At 68.9% G+C, this 20,065-nt stretch carries 14 protein-coding genes; 7 read left to right on the top strand and 7 right to left on the bottom strand.

The annotated features are described in order from the left end of the window. Nucleotides 1–136: 136 nt before the first annotated feature. Both HUA76_RS03210 and HUA76_RS03205 read left to right on the top strand, forming a co-directional pair. Nucleotides 137–2,911, top strand: a complete 2,775-nt coding sequence (locus HUA76_RS03210; RefSeq protein ID WP_174459967.1) for a hypothetical protein — start codon at nucleotides 137–139, stop codon at nucleotides 2,909–2,911. A 53-nt stretch (nucleotides 2,912–2,964) separates the two neighbouring features. Next, entirely contained in the window at nucleotides 2,965–4,761 is a 1,797-nt protein-coding gene (locus HUA76_RS03205; protein WP_174459966.1) for a DUF4397 domain-containing protein, read from the top strand. A 105-nt stretch (nucleotides 4,762–4,866) separates the two neighbouring features. Here the strand turns inward: HUA76_RS03205 and HUA76_RS03200 are convergent, their stop codons facing one another. From HUA76_RS03200 to HUA76_RS03170, 7 genes are all read right to left on the bottom strand, one after another. Beyond that, nucleotides 4,867–5,376, bottom strand: coding sequence for a hypothetical protein (locus HUA76_RS03200; RefSeq protein ID WP_141641836.1), 510 nt, complete (start codon nucleotides 5,374–5,376; stop codon nucleotides 4,867–4,869). A gap of 93 nt (nucleotides 5,377–5,469) precedes the next feature. Further along, on the bottom strand, nucleotides 5,470–6,813 hold the full coding sequence (locus tag HUA76_RS03195) for a TIGR00366 family protein (protein ID WP_174459965.1): 1,344 nt from the start codon (nucleotides 6,811–6,813) through the stop codon (nucleotides 5,470–5,472). Between the two features lie 93 nt (nucleotides 6,814–6,906). Continuing rightward, complete coding sequence (locus tag HUA76_RS03190) at nucleotides 6,907–7,611, bottom strand: hypothetical protein (protein WP_174459964.1); 705 nt, start codon at nucleotides 7,609–7,611, stop codon at nucleotides 6,907–6,909. Between the two features lie 143 nt (nucleotides 7,612–7,754). Next, nucleotides 7,755–9,197: a proton-conducting transporter membrane subunit gene (locus tag HUA76_RS03185; RefSeq protein WP_174459963.1), complete on the bottom strand. Its 1,443-nt coding sequence runs from the start codon at nucleotides 9,195–9,197 to the stop codon at nucleotides 7,755–7,757. Next, nucleotides 9,194–10,549 carry an NADH-quinone oxidoreductase subunit L gene (locus HUA76_RS03180; RefSeq protein WP_174459962.1) on the bottom strand — a complete coding sequence of 452 codons (1,356 nt, stop codon included), beginning with the start codon at nucleotides 10,547–10,549 and terminating at the stop codon, nucleotides 9,194–9,196. The genes HUA76_RS03185 and HUA76_RS03180 overlap by 4 nt, the downstream gene beginning before the upstream one ends. Next, entirely contained in the window at nucleotides 10,536–14,117 is a 3,582-nt protein-coding gene (locus HUA76_RS03175) for a DUF2309 domain-containing protein (RefSeq protein ID WP_174459961.1), read from the bottom strand. Before HUA76_RS03175 ends, HUA76_RS03180 begins: the two co-directional genes overlap by 14 nt. Before the next feature lie 9 nt (nucleotides 14,118–14,126). Then, nucleotides 14,127–15,773, bottom strand: coding sequence for a SulP family inorganic anion transporter (locus HUA76_RS03170; protein WP_174459960.1), 1,647 nt, complete (start codon nucleotides 15,771–15,773; stop codon nucleotides 14,127–14,129). A gap of 228 nt (nucleotides 15,774–16,001) precedes the next feature. Between HUA76_RS03170 and HUA76_RS03165 the strand changes: the two genes are divergently transcribed. From HUA76_RS03165 to HUA76_RS03145, 5 genes are read left to right on the top strand one after another with little or no spacing between them, the layout of a single operon-like run. Beyond that, nucleotides 16,002–16,598 carry an RNA polymerase sigma factor gene (locus HUA76_RS03165; RefSeq protein WP_174459959.1) on the top strand — a complete coding sequence of 199 codons (597 nt, stop codon included), beginning with the start codon at nucleotides 16,002–16,004 and terminating at the stop codon, nucleotides 16,596–16,598. Next, nucleotides 16,595–17,233 carry a hypothetical protein gene (locus HUA76_RS03160; RefSeq protein WP_174459958.1) on the top strand — a complete coding sequence of 213 codons (639 nt, stop codon included), beginning with the start codon at nucleotides 16,595–16,597 and terminating at the stop codon, nucleotides 17,231–17,233. Before HUA76_RS03165 ends, HUA76_RS03160 begins: the two co-directional genes overlap by 4 nt. Nucleotides 17,234–17,293: 60 nt before the next feature. Beyond that, a complete protein-coding gene (locus HUA76_RS03155; protein ID WP_174457437.1) occupies nucleotides 17,294–18,769 on the top strand; it encodes an ATPase domain-containing protein in 1,476 nt (491 codons plus the stop codon). Between the two features lie 25 nt (nucleotides 18,770–18,794). Beyond that, on the top strand, nucleotides 18,795–19,169 hold the full coding sequence (locus HUA76_RS03150) for a two-component system response regulator (protein WP_141641826.1): 375 nt from the start codon (nucleotides 18,795–18,797) through the stop codon (nucleotides 19,167–19,169). A 23-nt stretch (nucleotides 19,170–19,192) separates the two neighbouring features. Next, complete coding sequence (locus HUA76_RS03145; protein WP_174459957.1) at nucleotides 19,193–20,014, top strand: hypothetical protein; 822 nt, start codon at nucleotides 19,193–19,195, stop codon at nucleotides 20,012–20,014. Nucleotides 20,015–20,065: the final 51 nt, after the last annotated feature.

The raw sequence follows: 20,065 nt of genomic DNA, 5'->3' as shown, positions 1-20,065 counted from the left end.
TGCAAGGACTTGTCATTCCCTGTCGGAACCCACGGCTAGGGTGCACCCATCCTGGCAGGTCCTCCGTGTCTGACATGACTCGGAGGGCCTGGGGGCGACCACGGTGCATCCAAGGGGATGCGGGAGGGACATCAACATGGGGATGACTCGGATGGGGCCTGCCCCAGGCCGCGTGCTGGTGGTGTGTCTGTCGTTCTTCCCCGCCTTGCTGGCATGTACGTCGGAGCCGGCGGGCGTGGTGGAGGTGCCCGTGGTGGTGCCTCCCTTCCAGCGCGGCTGCACCCCGGCGCGCTCCAGCGAGAAGATTCCCCTGCGGCGGGCCGCCACCCGGGCGCCGGTGACGGAGAACTTCGACAACCTGCTGGCGCGCGTGGGAACGCAGTGTGCCTCCTGTCATCTGCCTCCGAACATCCAGGGAGGTTTCCAGTACACGGCGGACCTGGAGGGCCTCAAACGCGACGGCGCGCGGATGGCCCTGAAAGCCTCTCAAGGAGAGATGCCGCCCAGGGCCTCGCCCCAGCAGCTCAAGGAGGCGGTGGAGCTGTCCTGCGCGCTCAATGCCTGGCTTGCCCGGGGCTCGCCGACAGGCACGTTCCCCGTCGTGTGCGAGGCCAGCTCGGAGGGCGGCGTCACCGTGGCGCGGGAGGTGGGCGACTCGATGACGGACGTGGGCCACTGCATTCCGCAGGTCGCCAAGGACCATCCGCTGGGAATCGACCCGGAGAAGGACACCTTCTTCGCCGGACTCACGAAGCTGCCCCGCTTCTTGTCGGAGACCGACAGCGACATCATGACGTTCGACGCGGACAGGCTGGCCAACCACGGCACCGTGGCCTTCGCGCCCACCTATCCGCTCTTCTCCGACAACGCCAAGAAGCTGCGACTGGTCCACGTGCCACAAGGACAGTCCATCCGGTACGACGAGCAGACGCAGAAGTTCCACATCCCGCCCAACACGCGCTTCTACAAGACGTTCTTCAAGTCGGTGACGGACCTCCAGGGTCAGCGGCGCTACCGGAAGATGGAGACGCGGCTCATCATCGTCCGCGAGCCCTGGAACCAATCCCTCTTCGGCACGTACCTCTGGAACGAGGACGAGACGGTGGCGGAGCTGCATGACCTGCGCTACCGCGACAACGAGCCCTTCTCCGACCGTGTGCTCGTCTACAAGGCGTATGAGATTGGCGGCGCCACGCGCAACTACGCGATTCCCGGCGCCCACCGGTGCATCCAGTGCCACACCGGCTCCGAGGCCCAGAACTTCATCCTGGGCTTCACCCCCCTGCAGCTCAACCGCCGGGCCCCTGGCGAGGCCGGGGTGGATGCGAAGGCACTGATTGACGAGGACGAGCTGAATCAGATGGACCGGCTGGTGCGCTACGGCGTCATCACCGGCGTGCCCGCCTACCGCCAGTTGGAGGCGCTGGAGACATCCCTGCCCCGGCTGGAGCGCTTCGCCGAGGCGGCGCAGGCGGAGGCCCCTTCACCGGAGGCCCACAAGGCCACGCTGGAGCTGCAGGGCTACTTCGTCGGCAACTGCGGCCAGTGCCACAACCCCAACGGCTTCGCGGTGCGGAGCAACCCCGCCATCGCCTCGCTGGATTTCTCCGCGGGCGGCGTCCTCTTCGGCTGGAAGCCGTGCGGCGTGAAGGAGAGCAACGGCCAGCGTGTCTATGTGGACTGCGAGGTGAAGGACTACTCGCAGGACCTGCTTTTGCGCACGCCCTCCAGCACGCTCTACCAGCGCGTGGCGCGGGACACGGATGCTCGCGTCATCCACATGCCCACCAACGTGCCGGGCAAGGACTGCCGGGCCTCGCTGCTGGTGGCGCGCTACATCGCGGCGCTGGACTGGCCCGCCGACAAGCTCCTGCCGCCCGCCCAGCAGGCCGAAGCCCGGCAGGCGCGCCTGCGTCAGGCGGACACCGTCGTGGCTGGCGCGTGTACGGACCCCGCGGACGTGCAGTGGATTGCCGAGGACTTCACCGACAAGGTCCCCTACGAGCCGCGCAATCCCGCCTGGAAGGACGCCGTCGGACAGGGAGAGTTCGAGTACCTCACCCGATACGCCATCACCGAGCGGCACGAGCAGCTCGCCAGGAAGCTCTTCCCCACCAACTGGTGGTTGCCCAAGCGCACCTGCCGCTTCCCGCAGCGCGACAGTCCTCCGGCGGGGCATGACCCCTGGAATGACTCGCGCGACAAGTGGATGGTGAATGCGCTGGGCAATCCCCGGGCGCCCTGGGGCGAGCTCTACTACACGACGCCGGGCGCGACGGCCTTCCAGGGCATCTGCTCCAACTGCCACGGTCGCGTGGGAGATGGACAGACGGGCGCGGCGAAGGTGCTGGTGGCGCTCAATGGCGGTCGGGTGGCCAACCTCGTCGCTGGCCTGTTCGGCTCCAGGGATGGCGTCTCCCACCTGACGCGGTTCGACAGCATCAACCCGCACGGGGGCGCGCGCTACCTGGCGTACATGGCCTCCGGTGGGACGGCGGTCCAGTTCACCCCGGACTTCATGAGCGCGTGGATCAAATACGGAGAGGTGGACATCGACTTCTCCCCGCGCACGTCGGACTGGAGCAAGTGGGGCGCGAACATGCTGGGCGCCGGGCGCGGCGCCTGTGACCTCATCCGCACGGGCAACTTCGGCACGGCCTCCGCCGAGCCTCCGAGCGGCAACCGCAACGCCATTGGCGGCGTGCGCATGTGGGAAGAGGTCTGCTCGCTCGACAACCCGCTGACGGACGCGGTCCGGGCGGGTCAGGAGCCCGCGCTGGGTGAGTGGCTTCAGCGCGCGCAGTTCAACGTGGGGGTGATGGCGTACTTCTACCTGCGCGATGAGCTGTCCAAGGGACCGGGCGCCATCTACCCCCTGCGGACCGAGTGTGAGCGACAGGTGGCGCCATGAGCCGCGCCGTCCCTGTGAGTCCTTCAGCGAGTCGATTCCTCCGGAGCGTCAACGTGAAGAGAAACGTCCTGGGTTCGTGGCTGTTGATGGTGGGACTCGCCCTCGGGGTGGGCGTCACTGGTTGTGGAGACGATGACGAGGGGCCGCCGGACTCCGGGAGTGTCGACTCGGGATACGACGCCGGGCGGGACAGTGGCGCGCCTCCGGTGGATGCGGGCTGTGACGGAGGGCAGGGTGGTTGCGACGGAGGACATCCTCCAATGGATGGCGGAGAGGACGGAGGTCCCACGCAGACGGATGGTGGAGAGGACGGAGGGCCCACTCCAACGGATGGCGGTGAGGACGCGGGCCCTCCCGATTTCCGAGCGCACGTGCGCTTCATCAATGCCTTCGTCGGATTGAAGAACAACCCCACGGACGTGTCGGACCGGCCGTGGGAGCCCTTCCACGTCACCCTGCGCGTGGGCGACGCGGAGACCTTCCCGGTGGTGAAGGCAGGCGCGGCGGCCGTGTCGGAGTTCCGGGAGGTCATCCTGACGGGGCCCACCCAGAGCGTGCGCGTGGTCGCTCGGGACGCGGAAGGCACGTCGGAGGCCCCGGACCTCGCGGCCCTGGCGGAAGTCACCCTGGCGGATGACGAGTGGGTGACGGTCGTCGGTGCCGGCTCGCTGCTCCAGGTCGGGCAGGAGCGCCCGGACAAGCCCAGGCTCGTGGTGCTCAGGGACCATGCGTTGACCCTCTCCGCGCAGCCGGGGAACGTGCACGTGCGCTTCATGTCCGCAGACCGGGTTCTCTCGGCCTCGGCCAGGCGCCGCCTCGCGAACGAGGCGGGCGACCCCTACGAAAACAACAGCGTGGATGCGTACTCGGCGGATGTCGTCGAGCAAGGCGTTCTGGTGCCCGTCGACACGAAGCGCGTGGCTGTCATTGGAACCTCGCCCATCTTCGCGCCCGCCCAGAGCGGCTGGCTGTTCTACTCCCTGGCGGACGGGACGCTGACGGAGGGCAAGGCGTACTACGCCATCAACACCGGCGAGGACCGACGCACCCTCTCGGACGAAGGGGCTCCCGCGCTGTTGTTCGTGACCGCGAAGGAGAACACGGTCGCGCGCTTCCAGCGTGGCCCGCTCGTGTACTTGTTCAACGGCCTGCTGCCAGCCACCGTCGGTGGGACGACGCCGCAGCTCCAGGCCATCCGCGGTTCGTCGAACATCGCGACCGCCATGGCCTACGGCGCCGCGCCAAAGGTGGCGGACCTGCCGGTGTCGACCGCGGGCTTCTCGCTGCGCTTCACGGTGAATGGCCAGCCCGGGCAAGGGGTGCTGGAGGGCGCGGCCACAGGTCCCCTGGAGGCGGGTCGTCGCTACCTGGGCGTGCTGTGTGGCCGGGTGGAGGCTTCGCCCACGCTCACGGTTGTCAGGGACGAGTTCTCGGCGGAGGGCGCGCAGTCACCGTTCCTGCGCTTCATCCACTGCTCGGCCAGCTCGCCTGCGCCACTCACCTTCGGCTCCTATTCGTTCCAGGCCGACGGCTCCAGCCGGGAGGTCTTCACGCCGCTCTTCACGGGGGCGACCTTCGCCACGGCCACGCAGCCCGTCACGGGCGCGGCGTTCTCTCCGCCCGTGTCCACGACGACGCCGGTCTACACCTGGCTCGGCCTGAGGACCGCGGATGCGACGCCCATCGAGCGCACCATCCGGGGCCGCGTGCTGGGCACGCCCACCTTCCTCGTCCTCATCGGAGAGTGGGAGAACACCCTCACGTACCGCGCCATCAACACCCGCGTGAATGCCTGGAGCCCGTCCGCGCCGAACGACCCGTTCTTCAGCCCGCTGACACCCGCGCCCTGAGCCGGAACGCCTGACGCTGAAAACACCGACGCCCGCTCGGGGCCTGTCCTGGCCACCGGCGGGCGTCGCGTGTTTCTGGAAGCCCGGTGACGGGCCTTCCGGAGACTAGTTCACCTTGACCTGCAGCTCCTTGAGGACCTGGTCGCCGCGCATCACCGTCACGGTCCAGGTGCCGGGCTTGTTCAGTCGCACGCCCGTCCACTGCCGCGCGCGCCAGCCGTCGCCCTTGAGCTTCACGTCCTTCGTCTCGCGCACCACCGCGCCCTGCTTGGTCTGCACCATGACGTCCTCGTAGGAGTCGCCCTGGGGCACCAGGTAGGCCTGCCACAGCATCACGGTGGTGTTCGCCTTGATGCCCTCGGCGCCCACCTCGGCGATGCACTCGTACTTGTTGGGGCCGTCCTTGGCCACCTCCGTACAGAGCTTGGCCTCCACCAGCACAGGACCTTGCTTCTGGCCGTTGTAGAAGTAGTTCCAGGTGTCACGCACCGCGTCGGCGCTCGGCGCCTTCGCGGGCTCCTTGGCCGGAGCCTCCGGCGCCGCGTCCTGCGCCAAGGCCAGCGACGACATCCCCAGCACCGCGCACACCATGCTCCGCGTCAGAAGCTTCTTCATGTTTCGGGGTCCCCTCGTTCGGTGAGTTCGAGCCGGCCTTCCCCGGCCGGCCTGGGCCCTGTGTAGCACGAAAGGCGAGGCCCTCGCCCAGCCTCACCCGAGCAGGAAGAAGGCCAGCGTCACCAACGGCAGGTACACGAGGAAGGCCACCAGCAGGAAGCCGAGGATGTCCTTGAACTCGAGCCGCGCGACGGCCAGCAGCGGCAGCGCCCAGAAGGGCTGGATGAGGTCGGTGGCCATGTCGCCCCACGCATACGCGAGGACCACCTTCTCCGGCGCGACGCCCAGTCGACTGGCCGCGTCGAGGAGGTAGGGCGCCTCGATGGCCCACTTGGAGCCGCCCGAGGGGACGAAGTAGTTCACCACGCCGCTGTACAGATAGACGACGGCGGGGAACGTCTCCTTCGTGGACAGCGACACGAACAATTCGCCGATGCGGTCCGTGAGGCCCGTGGCCTTGAAGATGCCGTAGATGCCCGCGTAGAGCGGGAACTGGAGGACGATGCCGTGCAGCACGCTCCCGGCCTCCTCCGCCGCCTTGATGAGCCGCGCGGGGGTGCCGTGCAGCAGCACCGCGAGCACCAGGAAGGTGAAGTTCACCACGTTGAGGTTGAGCGCGCGCCAGCCGCCGTTCAGCCACAGGTAGCGGGAAAGCCACAGCAGGCCCAGCACGCCGAAGATGACGTTGAGCAGCCTCGCGTGGTCCAGCCAGATGGCCAGGCTCTTCTCCGTGGGGCGCTCGGGCGGGACGAAGTCTCCGAGCTTCTCCAGCACGGCCGGGTCCACGCGCACCACGTGTTCGGGCTTTGGGTGCAGCGCCCACGCGAGCAGCGTGAGGCCGGCGACGACGGACACGGTGAGCACCACGTTGAAGGTGGAGAAGAGGGTCCGGTCGATGGGGATGAGGCCGATGCTCTTCTCCAGGAAGTGGCCCGGCGTGGCCACCAGCAGCGGCGCGGAGGCGGACAGGCCCGCGTGCCACGTCGCGCCCAGGCCGAAGTACGCGCACGCGACGAGCAGCCGGTAGTCCACGTCCGGCCTGCGCCGCGCGACGTAGCGCACCAGCATGGCGCTGGCGACCAGGGACAGGCCCCAGTTGATGTACGCCAGCGCCATGGAGACGAAGGCCATCATCGCCACGGCGCCGCGCGGCGTGCGCGCCAGTCCGGAGACCTTCTCCAGGAGCGCGCGCACGGGCGTGGTGAGCGCCAGCAGGTAGCCGGTGAACATCACCAGCGCCATCTGCATGGAGAAGGTGAGCAGCTCCCAGAAGCCGCCGCCCCAGGCGTCGAGCACCTTGGGGGCGGGCGCGTCCGCCCAGCCCATGGCGAGCCCCATGGTGAGCAGGCTCAGCAGGACGGCGATGGAGAAGGCGCTGGGCACGAAGCGCGCGGAGAAGCGACCGAGGGCTTCGGCGATGCGAACGAGGGTCTCCACGCGGGCGGGCGCTCCTGGACGGTGTGCCCCTCGTTCTATGGCATCCCCGCACGCCGCGACCACTGTTGTCCGCGCGGCGCCTGACTCACCGCGCTACGGCTCGCCGCTGCCGCCGTATGCCTGGGTCTGCGCGTCGAGCTGCTCCCACGTGGCCTGGGCCTGCTCCTGTTCCGTGATGTTCGCGTCCACCTGGTCCCCGGCGTCCCGAGCCTTGGCGCGTGCCTCCTCGAGATTCCGCGCGAGCTCATCGCCGTCCACCTCCTGTGCTCGGACGTCTCCGGTGCGCTGGAGGGTGAGGAAGCGGGCCTGCGCCAGCTCCGCGTTCGCGACATCCCGCTCGCGCTCCCGCACCTGCACCACCGACTCGCGCGTGGTGACGGTCTTCTCATTCAGGGCCGTCTCCGCCTTCGCGGCGGCGAGCTCCGTGTTGGCCTGCGCCAGGTCGTTCTGCGCCAGGTCGATGGCGTCCGCCTGCCCCGTCTCCTGGGCCGCCGACAGCGCATCCACCGAGGCCTGCTGGCGAGCCTCCGCGGCCTGCTCGCGCCCCTGTGCCACCTGCAGGTCTCGCTTGCCGTCCTCCACGGACACGTTCGCCCGCTCCTGTTGTTCCTCCGCCGTGCTCACGACGAGCTGGGCCTGACGCACGTCCTCCATCTGGTCGGGAGGCACCCGCGCCATCCAGGAGTCCTCCACCTTCGCGGTCTCCACCTTCTTGTGGGAGTGGCTGGAGCTACAGCCGCCTCCCAGCCCGAGAAGGAGGGCCGCGGCGACTCCTCCCAGCACTCTTCGTCTGCTCACCTGTCTCATGATGACCCCTCCGATTCCACGTGGCCTCTGGTTGACGGTAGGCACGTCCGCGAGTGATGCCAGACACCCCTCGCGCATTGGCACGCGGCAGGGAGGCGGGCGCCTTCGGGGTCACCTGTTTCCTGGAGCGGTCCTCAATCCCCAGGAATGGAATGAGGCGGAGAGCGACGAGTAGCGCCCGGCGCGATGGATGGATGCGCGAGCACGGAGGGCCACAGGCCGCTCACGCAGAGGAGGGCGACCAGCGTCAGCATCGTCCAGCGCTCGCGGGGCAGGAGGTCCTCGGTGCAAGCAGGCATGCTGGGGACTCGGCGCGGGCCCAGGAAGGTGTGCTGGAAGGCTCGCAGGAGCGTGATGGCATTGAGAGCGAGCGCCGGCAGCAGCGGCAGCGCGAGCAGGGGATTTGCTCCGAGCGTGCCTCGAAGGAGGAGGTCCTCGCTCACGAAGCCGAGCGTGCCCGGGAAGCCCAGGGCGGCGAGGCCGAGCAGCAGGAAGACCGTGGCCATGCGTGGCGCTCGGACCGTGAGCCCGCTGCGTGGGTCCAGGTTCGTGGTGCCCGTGCGCGCCTCGATGGCGCGGACGACGAGCTCCAGGCCCGTGAAGGTGAGGCCCATGGACAGACATTGGAGCCAGGCCCCGGGGAGCCCGGTGGGACCGCCCAGCGTCACGCCCGCGAGCAGCAGGCCGGACTGACTCACGAGGAGGAAGGCCAGCATGCGGCGCAGGTCTGCCTGGACGAGCGCGAGCAGCGCGCCGTAGAGCGCGGCGCCGGCTCCCAGGCTTCCCAGCGCGGGAGCCACGGTGGCCCACTCCGCGGGCAGGAGCGGTCGGATGACTTGTGTCAGCAACTGGAGGCTCGCGGCGAGGTTCATCCAGAGGACGCCGACGCAGAGGGGGCCTCGGGTCATCAGGACGGGCAGCCAGGAATGGAAGGGCACCACCGCCAGTCGCGCGCAGACGCTCACGAGGAGCAGCGTGCAGAGTCCCATGCGCCAGCCGTGAGGGAGGTCTCTGACGAGCGAGTCGCGCGGTGTCTCTACTCCCGTGTGCCAGCTCAGCAGCCCCACCAGCGCCACGGCCAGCATGAGGGGCAGGGTGCCTGCGAGCAGGTACGCGCGGACCGGGCGCCAGGCTCGACCTTCGCGAGCGAGCTGTGCCGCCAGAGGGGCCGCCATGGCGAGGAAGAAGCCGAGTCGGAGCGGCAGGTCGCGTGCACAGAAGAAGCCCAGTGTGGCGCTCTCGGTGACGAGCAGTGCGGTGAGGAACCGCTGGCCGGAGGAGTGGCGGGGACTCGCGACGATGGTGACGAGGGTGAGCAGCGCGGTGAGTGGCAGCGCGAGCGCGCTCGCATCGTCCACGCCAAGGCGCCAGGTCGCGCCGAGCCATGGCCCTGGGGTTCCGGAGGCAGGTGTCTCACGCCCCGCGATGAGCAGCGCCGCGATGGCGAGTCCCAGGGTGAGGGCCGAGGTGCCCGTGGCGGTGATACGGGCCGACGTGTGTTGACGCGGCACCGTGAGCAACAAGGCGCCCACGAGGGGGAGTGACACCAGGAGGACCAGGAGAAGCGTCGGGCTCATGCGGCCCCCGGGGTGGGGTTGCTCGATGCGGACTCGGTGGCACGTGACGCGGGTTGGACGGGAACCGGGCGTGGTGCTCCGGCATCGAGCACGTCCATCCAGCGGCGCTCTGCTCCATCCAACCGGTGCCCCAGGCGCAGCACGGGCTTCACCAGCCAGCGCTCCGTCAGGACCTCGAGCGCGAAGCGCTCCAGTGCGAAGCGGTAGAGCCTCGTGGGTAACGACCTGTGGGCCGTGACGATGGAGGGTGCCCGTGTAGCTCGGAGCGCAGCGCGCCGTGCCTGGACATCCCTCAGGGCGGAAGGTGCTCGGAGGAGTTGGAGACAGCGCAAACAGGCATGCGCCACCAGATGGAACAGCGCGAGCGTGTACAGCCCGAGGCCCACCTCCGCGAACAGCAAGCCCACCTGCGTCAGCACGCCATACGCCAACGCGCTCTTCACATCTGTCTGCACCCGCCACACCAGGGTGGCGTGAAGGGCCGTGAGAAGTCCGACCAGCACCAGCGCTCCCCTGGCCAGGGGTGCCTGCTCCAGCAGCGGTGCCGCGCGCAGCAGCAGGTACGGGCCGGCGTGCACGGAGAGCGCTCCGTAGAACAGCGCGCTGGACGGCGTAGGACCCTCCATGGCCCGAGGCAGCCAGCCACTGAAGGGGAACTGCGCCGACTTCCCCATGGCCGCCAGCACCAGACACAGGCTCAGCGTCGTCGACGGAATCGCGGAGAGGTGAGTCCACTCGGTCGTGCCCGCGAGGTGATGCAGCCACACCAGCCCCGCCAGCAAGCCCACGTCACAGAGTCGGTAGGTGCCAAAGGCCCGGAGCCCCGCGCTCAGTGGTGCGGCCCGTTCATGGAAGAAGCCGATGAGCAGCGCCGACGCGAGCCCCACCCACTCCCAGCCCACGAACAACATGTCGAGGCTGCCGCCTTCCACCAGCAACAACATCCCCGAGGAGAACATCGCCAGCAGCAGGAAGAACCGCGCGAAGCCCGGCTCTCGATGCAGGTAGCTCACCGAGAAGCGGCCGATGAGCAGGGTCAGGGTGCTCGTCATCAGCATCATCGTCGCCGACAACCGGTCAATGTGGAGTGTCACCTCGAAGCTCGACTCACCCGAGGAGAACCACGGGCCCAGGCTCACCTGCACGTTCCCGGGTTGGGAGTGCCAGTGGAGCACCGTGGCCACCGCACATGCCAGCGACAGCCACAGCGCCCCCAGTACCCAGCGCGCCATCCAGCGTTCGCTGGGAGCGCGGTGGAGCAGCATCACCGCTCCGAGGATGAAGAAGGCGAGCAGGGGACTCAGCGGCACCGCCGCCGCGAGCCAGTCCACGGGAAGCTCAGGGAGCGGCATGACGGTCTTCTCCGAAGGAGCGCGGCGCGAGAATGAGGGCAGGGGGCAGGAAGTCGCGGTGGCCTCGGTACCAGTGGGGCGAGGAGGCCACCTCCGGCAACGACGTCTCAGGTGTCGCGAGCCACTGGAACCCGGAGGGCGTGAAGCGATGCTGTGCGCCCGTCATCGGGTCCACGCTCACGAGCTGCACCCACTGATGATGGATGAGTTCGTGGAGCGTGGGCTGTCGCGCGAGGATGGCCGACAGCACCGAGGTGCTTGCCTCGACAACGAGGAGCAATCGCATCGGCTCGTGGATTTCAATCATCTGTCGAGGCAGCCCCGTGCGCAGGTCACTCTCGGCGCCGTCCATCACTCCGAGCAGGCCCGTGAGGTTGTGGGGCAGCTTGGTGCCGCAGCCGTAGCGCTCGTTGTCGACGCAGGAGAAGTAGTACTCCAGGCTGATGCCCGCGCCGACGGGGCCCGCCGCCAGGAGGATGCGCTCGACGATTTCGCCGCTCGCGTCCCGCGTCGGGTCGTAGGAGATGAGGAACGCCCTCCGGTCCAGGAACAGACCTCGCGTGAGCGCACGACGGCCCACGATGCAGGAGGCGATGGTGACATGCCCCAGTTCGGGCCGGGGCTGACCCAGGTCCTCCGCGCGAGCCTCGACATGCCGGAGCGCCGCGGAGGTGGACAGTCCGAGGGGCGCGGACTCGAAGCGCCGACAGCGCTCCTGGGCTGACAGTGCGCGGGCCCGGTCCAACGCGGCACGCAGCGCGGACAGCTCACCGTGGAGGGCTTCGGGGAGGGCCTCGGTGTCGTGGAGGCACACTTCATCGGTGGTGGTGTTGTGCAGCCCTCCGATGAACCAGGTGGTCTCAGGGATGTGCAGGCCACGCTCCCTGAGTCTCGCCCGGACCTCCGGACGATTGGCCATCTCCGCGAAGAGTCGTGCGTTCGGTCCTCCGTGCCGACCGCCACACGCGCCGCAGTCATAGGCCGCCTGATGGGGATTGTTGACGCTCACCGCCCCATGGCCGAGCACCACCACCAACGGCGCGAAGTCCTTCACCAGTCCCAGGCTCTCCAGTGACGCGGCCACGCGCGCCGCCTTCTCGTCGAGGGTGAAGCCCAGGGGCTTGAGCGTGGGTGAGGGACAGTGGGCGGTTGGCTCGCGCAGGCTCGTGAGTCGAGTGGGTGGCCTGGGAAGGAGTGTCGCGGAGAAGGTCCTCCGCAGCCGGCCCAGTGTGCGTGGAAAGAGGAGCTGCCAGGGCAGGAGCAGCGCGGACAGCAGGCCGAGCAGCGGCACGAGCAACCAGGAGACCTCCAGGGCGTGGGTGCCCTGCTGCAACGTCTGGTCGAGGCGTGCCCACGTCCCTCGTCGCCTGACTCGGATTTCCGCGAGGGGTTGGTGCTCCGGTCGCGCTTGTTCTTCCACGACGTGTGCCGGAGTGACGACCACCGGGCACAGCGCGACGTGGCCCGCGTCGTCCAGTCCCCGGTAGTCGAAGGCCACACCGAAGAAGCCCGCGATGCCGAAGGTCTCGTGTCGCGCGTCCAGTTCCTCGAAGTGGCGGCGAAAGGACTCCTCGCGGTCGTCCATGCAGAACATCACCTGGAAGCGCGCTGCCGTCACCGTGCGCTCGGACTCCGGGCGGAGGCGGTTGCGCGCGAGACCTCGACAGACGTCTCTTCGGTAGTGATGCTCGTACGCCGCTTGCCACACGCGTTGGCGCGCGCTGGCGTCGAAGGCTTCCAGCCACGTGAGCAGCTCGTGTCGGGCTCGGAGGGGAAGCTCGGCCACGTCCATCGCGGACAGGCCCATGAGCTGAGCCCACTGGAAGAGTCGCCAGCTTCCCTCCAATGTCGAGCGCGCTGAAACCCGCCTGGACTCGATGGTGCGTCTCGCGGCCTCCGCCAGTCCCGACAGGGGACCTTTGTAGTCGAGTCGCTGCCTCGCCACCTCGCGCAGTGCATGTTGTTCCAGGGTGAGCCGCACCGCGACGAAGTCCATCAGTCGCGCGGGTGGTGCTCCACTGGGGCGGTCCCCGGGGTGGTGCTCCAGTCGATGAAACATCCCCGCCCAGCCCGGCAGCGCGAGCAGCACGCGGACGAGATAGGGCTCCCAGTCGGCGTCGGGAACACCCAGCGCGTCGAGTGCCTCCAGTACGGCATCCTCTGGCGCGAGTGACGGTTCGTCTTCCAGTCCCTCCAGCCAGTCCGGTGCGGCGCCAAGCCCGTCGCACGTCATTGACCTCCATGCCGCGTGGAAGCCGTGCTCCCGGCTTGGCAGGTTCCAGTGCGAGACGCCTTCGTCCAGGAAGGCCGCGCAGGCACGGATGAGCAGGGGATGAAGCAGGTCGTTCACATCCTCGCCCGTGGCCTCGCACAGCAACTCGCGGTGGCTGCGCACGTCCGTCAGCGGAGGCTTGTCGTGTCCCTGGGTCGTCAGCAGCGGCGTGCGGCAACTGGACCAGAGGGCGCTCACCGCGAAGGGCTCGGGATTGGTCTCCATGCGCTCACGGAGTGAGCCCAGGCTCCCATCACCTCCGAAGGCCGAGGCCAGCGCCGAAGTGACGCAGGACGCCTCCGCGCTCAACCAGCCTTCCCTCGTGAACGAGGTCTCTCCATCGAGCAGGGCGGAGACCCGGTCGACATACGCGCTCGCACAGGCTGCGGGGATGCCCAGCAGTCGCAGCGCCACGTCCACGGGAAGAGGACGGGGGACGTGGCTCGCCACCGCGCGAACGGTGGACCCCACATCGGGACCGAGCAGCGCGCACGCCAGCTCCGTCATCGTCCAGCCGCGTCCCACCCGGTCCATCCAGATGCGCAGCCCCTGGGCTGAGCGCTCCAGCAGCGCGTGACGCGTCGTCGGAGAGAGGTCCGCTCGAAGGCGGTACGCGGCGGAGTGCTCCTCCAGCTTCCAGCGCAGTGACGCCTCCGACTCCACTTCCACGGGGTGGAGCAGGGCGAGCCGCATCAGCTCCATGGGGGCGCGTGGCGGCAAGCCTCCCAGCACCGATTGCGCGTCTCGTAAAAGTCTCGACGCGGGTGCGCGTGCGTCTCGCCGCGCGGCCGGTGCCAGGCCTGGCTCGAGGGTGAAGTGGACAGCCTGTTCTGTTGGGGCCGCGACCGCCTGCGCCGAGCATGGCTCGTCGGTGACGAAGGCACCCCATTTCGTTGAGTCCGCGAACCGCGCCGCTTGCTCGGCGGGAGCCGCGTCCTGCGCCGTGAGTGCGGCGCTCTGTCTCTCCGCATCGGCGGAGAAAGGACATGGCGGCACGCGGTGCTCGGGCTCAGCGAGCACTGCTCGCAAGTCCTCGTCGGTGATGCGGCCTCGCCGGTACAGCTCAAGAAAGCGCGCCTCGGACAGATACCCCTCCGCGCCGAACGTCTTGCTCGCGGTGGCCACTGCCTCGTGGAACGGGAGGTGTTGATACGCGTGCAGCGTGTTGTGGTGCACGAACACGCCGATGGGCCCCTGCGCGGGAAGGACGTGGCTGGCGCCGGCCAACGCGGCGCGCAGCCTTGAACCCCGGTCCTCCGGGGACGGGGACGAAGTGGGACAGGGAGCATGGCTCATGGTGTCCCCTCAGGGCGTGAGCCCCAGGTTGCCGCTCGGCGCCTTCTTCCGCGCGGACAGCGGATGCGAGGACATTCCCCGGTGTTGCTCCAACCCGAGCACTCGAAGCTGTCGCCCCTCCCGCGACAACTCCGCCTCCAGCTCGTGCAGCCGCTGCATCACCGTGTGGTCCACGAGGCGGGCTTCCGTCAGGTCCACCTCGATGAGCCGGACGAGAGCGTGCCGGTTCAGCAGCTTCTTGAACGTCAGGAAGTTGGTGAACACCGCCGCGCTCCGCACCCGCAGCACCACCTGGTCCGCGCCCACCTGCTCCTGGATGTCGGGTCGGAAGAGCTCCCTCGGTGAAGCCCCATTGAGCAGATGCACGCCCGCCTTCAGGACGATGCCCGAGGCCACGCCCACCAGCAGGTCCGTGGCCAGCGTGACGATGAGCGTGAAGCAGAAGATGAGCACTTGCTCCGCACCAATCCGGTACGCCTTCACCAGCTCACCCGGCGACGCGAGTCGGACGCCCGTGAAGATGAGCATCCCCGCGAGCGCGGCCAACGGAATGCGGTGGATGAGTCCTGGCGCGAAGGCCACGAACCCCCACAGGAACACGCCGTGGAAGAAGTTCGACAGCCGGCTCCTCGCTCCGTAGCCCAGGTTGGCGGAGCTGCGCACCACCTCTGAAATCATCGGCAGCCCGCCCAGCAACCCCGCCACCAGATTGCCCAGGCCCGTGGCCAACAAGTCCTTGTCCAAATCCGAGCGGCCCTGCTCCGGGGCCAGCAGGTCCACCGCCTTCACCGTCAACAGCGACTCCACGCTGCCCACCAACGCGAACATCACCACGTACTTGAGCCCCAGCACGCTCGGCACGGTGGAGAAGTCCGGGAAGGTGATGGCCGTGAGCAGGTTGCTCGGCAGGTTCACCAGATGGCCTGGCCCCACCGAGAAGACGGCATGGGAGAACGTGAACGTGTGCGCGTGCTCCAGGTCGAACCCGAGCGCCAGCGGTACAGCGACGGCCAGCACCAGCAGGGGCGCCGGCACCCGCTTGAGCCACGCCACCCGCCGGGAGAGCGCCGCATGGCCGAACAGCAACAGGAGGCTGAGCCCTCCGATGAGGGCAATCTCCGGGTTCAGCCGCGCCACGCTGCTCGGCACCTCCGCCAGCAACCCCAGGGGCGTCCGCGCCACGGGTGACACCCCGAGCAGCACGTGGAGCTGTCTGGCGCAGATGGTGACGCCGATGGCCGCGAGCATCCCGTGCACCACCGCCGAGGGGAACAGGTCCCCCAGCCTCCCAGCGCGCAGCACCGCGAAGAGCACTTGAAGGCACGCGGCCACCACGATGGTCGCCAGCGCGCGCCGGTAGCCGAGCACCGCGTCCCCTCCGCCCAGCTCCGTCACCGCCCCGAGCGCGATGACGATGAGCCCCGCGGCCGGGCCCTTGATGGTCAGCCGCGCGCTGCCCACCCACGTCGACAGCACTCCGCCCACCACCGCCGTGAGGATGCCCGCCACGGGCGGAAAGCCGCTCGCCATCGCGATACCCAGACACAAGGGCAACGCGAGCAGGAAGACGAGGAAGCCCGCGACGAAGTCCTGCTTCCAGGAAGCCTGCCCCGGGGTTCCATGAGAATGACTGACATTGGACTGCGAGCCTCGCATGACGTCACGGCCTCCCGTGTACACGGGCGGACATCGCCTCCCAGCGCGAGCCCAGCCCCCTCGATAGCGAGAGATGGAACGAGACGCGCTTCGGTTCCCGGACTTGCTTTACTTCGCGTTTTTACGGCTGATGCGGGACGCGCTCTTTATGAGCAGGTCATCACCCGTCTGGGATGTCTTGGTTTCTTGGGGGATGGGTTCGTGGGCGGTGTCGTGTCTGGATTGAAAATGAAACAGAGTGAGTCGCCCGCGGAGCTCGGTGCGCGAGAGCGATTCGAGGTCGTGGTGGAGCCGCTGTTGCCCCGGCTCCATCGCTTCTGCCTGGCCTTGTGTCGCAGCCGGCAGGAGGCGGAGGACCTGCTCCAGGACTCGCTGGTGCGGGCCTTCCTGAACTGGGATTCGCGAGACTCGGGTTCGTGGCTGGGCTGGTTGTGTGGCATCGCGCGACACCAGTTCCTGGAGAACCGGCGCACGCAGGCGCGGCGTCGCTCGCTGTTGGACTCGGTGCTGGAAGGAGCCTCGTCGGTGCTGGGCTCTCTCTTCGAGGGCGGAACCGAGCAGCCGGACCCGGAAGCACGGCTGTGCGGCGCCGAGGAGGCGGAGCTGGTGCTTTCGTGTCTGCACGCGCTGCCTGAGAAGTTCCGGCTGGTGGTGCTGCTGTGTGACGTGGAGGACCTGGACTACGAGGAGGTGGCGCGAGTGCTCGCGCTGCCCCTGGGCACGGTGAAGAGTCGACACTCCCGGGGCCGGGCGCGGCTGGGCGTGTTGTTCACGGCGGCCTCCAGCCGTCAGGCTCAGACCGTCAGCGAGGGAGGCCGTCCATGAGCACCGAGGATGAGGGCAGGCCACCGCCACTTCCCGAGGAGGTCCGCGCGGCGCTGGAGGCGCTTCGGGGCGAGAAGCCCTCGCCCCACCTGCGGGCCCGGCTCCAGGCCGCGCTCATCCGGGCCGAGCACTCCCGTGGGCGCGAGCCAACGCAGTCACCTTCCCCACGAGCCCTGTCGCACCATCCCGCCGCGCGCGTGCTGGTGGGCGCGGCGCTGGCGGGCGCGGTGGCCCTGCTGCTGCTCGCGCGAGGGGATGCGAGTGGACCCTTGAGCCCTGAACTCCTGCCCGCGAGGGAGGTCGCCTTTCGACTTCCAGGCGATGGAGCCGGCTGGCTGGAGTTGCCCTGGGCTCACGGCGTCCACTCCGGAGAGCCCGCCACCGTCTGGCTCGAGACGCCGCCCCCGCTGGATTTCCATCCCCGGCTGCGAGATGCGCCCTCGCTCGCGAAGGTGGACTGCGATGAGGCCCGCTGCGTGCACGAATTCACCGCGCGGACCGGAGCCGCCGCCACGCCCCTGCGCGTGCGCATCGACAAGCCGGGCCGCTACGAGTTCCGGGTGTCGCACGCCTCGGATGTGCGGCACGTCCAGGAGCGCTTCGTGGTGGTCGCCGACCAGGCCGGTCCCCCCTGAGTCGAACCCTGTAACCAATCCAGGGGCGCGGACGACGGGTTTTGCGGTATGAGCCCGTCCATGTCTCCTTCCGAGCAAGCGCCGCGGCAGGACGCGCGCGTGACCACTGGCGTGCCCGGCCTCGACGGCGTGCTGGGTGGTGGCCTCGTCACCTCGGGTGTCTACATCGTCGTGGGTGAGCCCGGGGCGGGCAAGACGCTCTTCGCCAACCAGCTCTGCTACCACCAGGGACGTGGAGGAGCGCGGTGCCTCTACGTCACGCTGCTGGCCGAGTCGCACGCTCGCATGCTCGCCAACATGCGCGACATGGCGTTCTTCGACTCCGCGCTACTGCCCGAGAGTGTCTATTACGTCAGCGGCTTCCGCACGCTGGAGGAGCAGGGCCTGCCCGGCCTGCTGGAGTTGCTGCGGCGCGAGGTGCGCAACCACAACACCAGCATCCTGGTGTTGGACGGTCTGGTGCAGGCGCAGGAGGCGGCCGGCAGCAGTCGCGACTTCAAGAAGTTCATCCACGAGCTGCAGGTGTCCGCGGGCCTGTCCCGCTTCACCGCGCTGATGCTCACCAGCTCCAACGGCCCCACCGTCCATCCGGAATACACCATGGTGGACGGCATCCTGGAGTTGCGCGAGCGCACCCTGGGCGTGCGCTCGTGGCGAGAGCTCCAGGTGCGCAAGTTCCGGGGCGGCGCCACCCTGAGCGGCGTGCACACCTTCCGCATCTCCAATGATGGGCTGGAGGTCTTTCCCCGGCTGGAGGCGCGCATGCGGCGCACCCCGCCGCCGGACCCGGGGAGCGAGCGGGTGCATTTCGGCATCCCGTCGATGGATGCGCTCTTCCCGGGTGGGCTGGCCAAGGGCTCCACGTCGCTGATGCTCGGGCCTCCGGGCAGTGGCAAGACGCTGATGGGAAGCAGCTTGCTCGCCGAGGGGCTGAAGCAGGGTGAGCGCTGTTTGTACATGGGCTTCTATGAGTCGCCCGAACGGCTGCTCCACAAGGCGGCTGCCGCCGGCATGGACATGGGTGGGGCGGTCAAGGACGGGAGGATGCACATCCTCTGGCAACCCCCCGCTGAATCCATCCTGGATGTGCTGGCGGACCAACTCTTGAGCGCGGTGCGGCGGCACCAGGTGACACGGGTGTTCGTGGATGGGTTGAGCGCGATGAGCCAGGCCGCGCCGGACAGCGCGCGGATGGCGTCGTTCTTCGCGGCGCTCACCCAGGAGCTGCGCCTGTCGTACGCGACGACCATCTTCAGCCTGGAGACGCCCCGCCTCTTCGGGCCCGCGCTCGATGTGCCGCTGGAAGTCGGCCCCTCCGCCGTGGCGGAGAACCTCTTCTTCCTCAGGCACGTCGAGCTGGAGGGGCGCCTTCGCCGCCTGCTGACCATCTTCAAGCTGCGGGACACCGACTACGACCCGTCCATCCGGGAGTTCCGTATCTCCCGACAAGGAATCGAGGTGCTGCCTCCCTTCGACGTTGCCCTGGACACCCTGTTGACGGGCCTTGCCCGACATCGGACCGGTGGCCATCCCTGATTCGTGAGGAGTGAAGCCCGCCCGTATGGAGACGGTCCTGGTGGTGGATGACGAGCAGGGCATCCTGGAAGCCCTCGCGGACCTCCTGAGGGAGGAGGGCTACCGTGTGCTGACGGCCTCTCATGGCCGTGAGGCGCTGGAGCGGATGAGCGAGCTGCGTCCGGACCTGGTCCTCACCGACTGGATGATGCCGGTGCTGGACGGCCCCGCCCTCATCGAGCGCATCCGCGCGGAACCGAACTGGGCCGGTGTGTCGCTCTTGTGCATGAGCGCGGTGGACGTGGGAGCCTTGCGGGCCCAGTACCCGGGCATTCCCTTCCTCCAGAAGCCCTTCGACATTCCCGCGCTGATGAAGCAGGTCCGCAAGGCCCTGGACGGCAAGCGCGCTCTCTCCGGCTGACGCGAAAGCCGCCGACAGGCCCCATGTTCTATCTGCTCAAGCTCGGTCCCGTGCCGCTCTCTCAAGGGAGCACGCAGGTCTATCTGCGCATCACCGAGACTGGCGAGCCGTCCCAGCCCGTCTTCGAGCAGGCCGACACCGCGGGCCTGCGGGTGTTGCTGGAGGGACTGGAGGACCTGGGCGGGGTGCGGTGTGAACCCCAGCTCGCGGAAGCGGGCGCGGTGTTGGGCGTGGCGGTGGCGGAGCCTCCCCCGGCGGCCCTCTCGTCGCGCGCGGCCATCGCCACGTTCCTGGCGTGGGGACAGCGAGGGTTGTCCGCGCTGGGCTCGGACAAGGCGCTGCTCTTCGTCCAGGCGGCGACCGAGTACTGGGATGCGCGGCCCTGGACGCACTGGGACGACAGCCAGCCCTTCGAGGTGGCGGTCTCAGGGCCGCTGACGCACACCTTCGAGGGGTGCGTCTTCAACATGGACGACGGCCGGGCGGGGCTGGCGCTGTACTTCAAGCCGGGCGCGCTCCAGATGTTGATGGAGATGCAGGCGCGAGGTCAGGCCGATGCGGCGCAGGAGCTGCCCGCCATCGCCGTCACGCTGGACACGTCGCCGGCCTATGCCGTGGAGGCGCTGGCCTCCGCGGGCCGGGTGCCCCGCTTGCCCATGCCGCTGAAGACGGGGCCTGAGGGCGTGGGCGTGCCGTCCTCGGTGGAGGCGCTGCTGCTGGTGGCCGCGCTGCGGGCCGTGGCGCGGCTGTCTCCCGAGCAGCAGGAAGTCTTGAGCAGCGTGGTGGCGGGGGATGCGCGCATGGAGGTCCATGTCCGGGCCCCGGCGCCCCGGCTGCGACACTAGACCCGCGGGCAAGTGTCGGCTGGCTCACGAAGCGAAGCCGCAGTGTCGAGT

It is taken from the genome of Myxococcus sp. CA056, assembly GCF_013336715.1.
GTDB lineage: Bacteria > Myxococcota > Myxococcia > Myxococcales > Myxococcaceae > Myxococcus > Myxococcus llanfairpwllgwyngyllgogerychwyrndrobwllllantysiliogogogochensis.
This window is presented reverse-complemented; position numbering and strand designations above follow the sequence as displayed.

What these genes read in the sequence shown, in the direction of transcription:
- HUA76_RS03150 (WP_141641826.1), top strand. Translation starts at nt 18,795, where the DNA reads ATGGAGACGGTCCTGGTGGTGGATGACGAGCAGGGCATCCTGGAAGCC.
- HUA76_RS03160 (WP_174459958.1), top strand. Translation starts at nt 16,595, where the DNA reads ATGAGCACCGAGGATGAGGGCAGGCCACCGCCACTTCCCGAGGAGGTC.
- HUA76_RS03145 (WP_174459957.1), top strand. Translation starts at nt 19,193, where the DNA reads ATGTTCTATCTGCTCAAGCTCGGTCCCGTGCCGCTCTCTCAAGGGAGC.
- HUA76_RS03185 (WP_174459963.1), bottom strand. Translation starts at nt 9,197, where the DNA reads ATGAGCCCGACGCTTCTCCTGGTCCTCCTGGTGTCACTCCCCCTCGTG.
- HUA76_RS03210 (WP_174459967.1), top strand. Translation starts at nt 137, where the DNA reads ATGGGGATGACTCGGATGGGGCCTGCCCCAGGCCGCGTGCTGGTGGTG.
- HUA76_RS03200 (WP_141641836.1), bottom strand. Translation starts at nt 5,376, where the DNA reads ATGAAGAAGCTTCTGACGCGGAGCATGGTGTGCGCGGTGCTGGGGATG.
- HUA76_RS03170 (WP_174459960.1), bottom strand. Translation starts at nt 15,773, where the DNA reads ATGCGAGGCTCGCAGTCCAATGTCAGTCATTCTCATGGAACCCCGGGG.
- HUA76_RS03175 (WP_174459961.1), bottom strand. Translation starts at nt 14,117, where the DNA reads ATGAGCCATGCTCCCTGTCCCACTTCGTCCCCGTCCCCGGAGGACCGG.
- HUA76_RS03165 (WP_174459959.1), top strand. Translation starts at nt 16,002, where the DNA reads ATGAAACAGAGTGAGTCGCCCGCGGAGCTCGGTGCGCGAGAGCGATTC.
- HUA76_RS03155 (WP_174457437.1), top strand. Translation starts at nt 17,294, where the DNA reads ATGTCTCCTTCCGAGCAAGCGCCGCGGCAGGACGCGCGCGTGACCACT.
- HUA76_RS03180 (WP_174459962.1), bottom strand. Translation starts at nt 10,549, where the DNA reads ATGCCGCTCCCTGAGCTTCCCGTGGACTGGCTCGCGGCGGCGGTGCCG.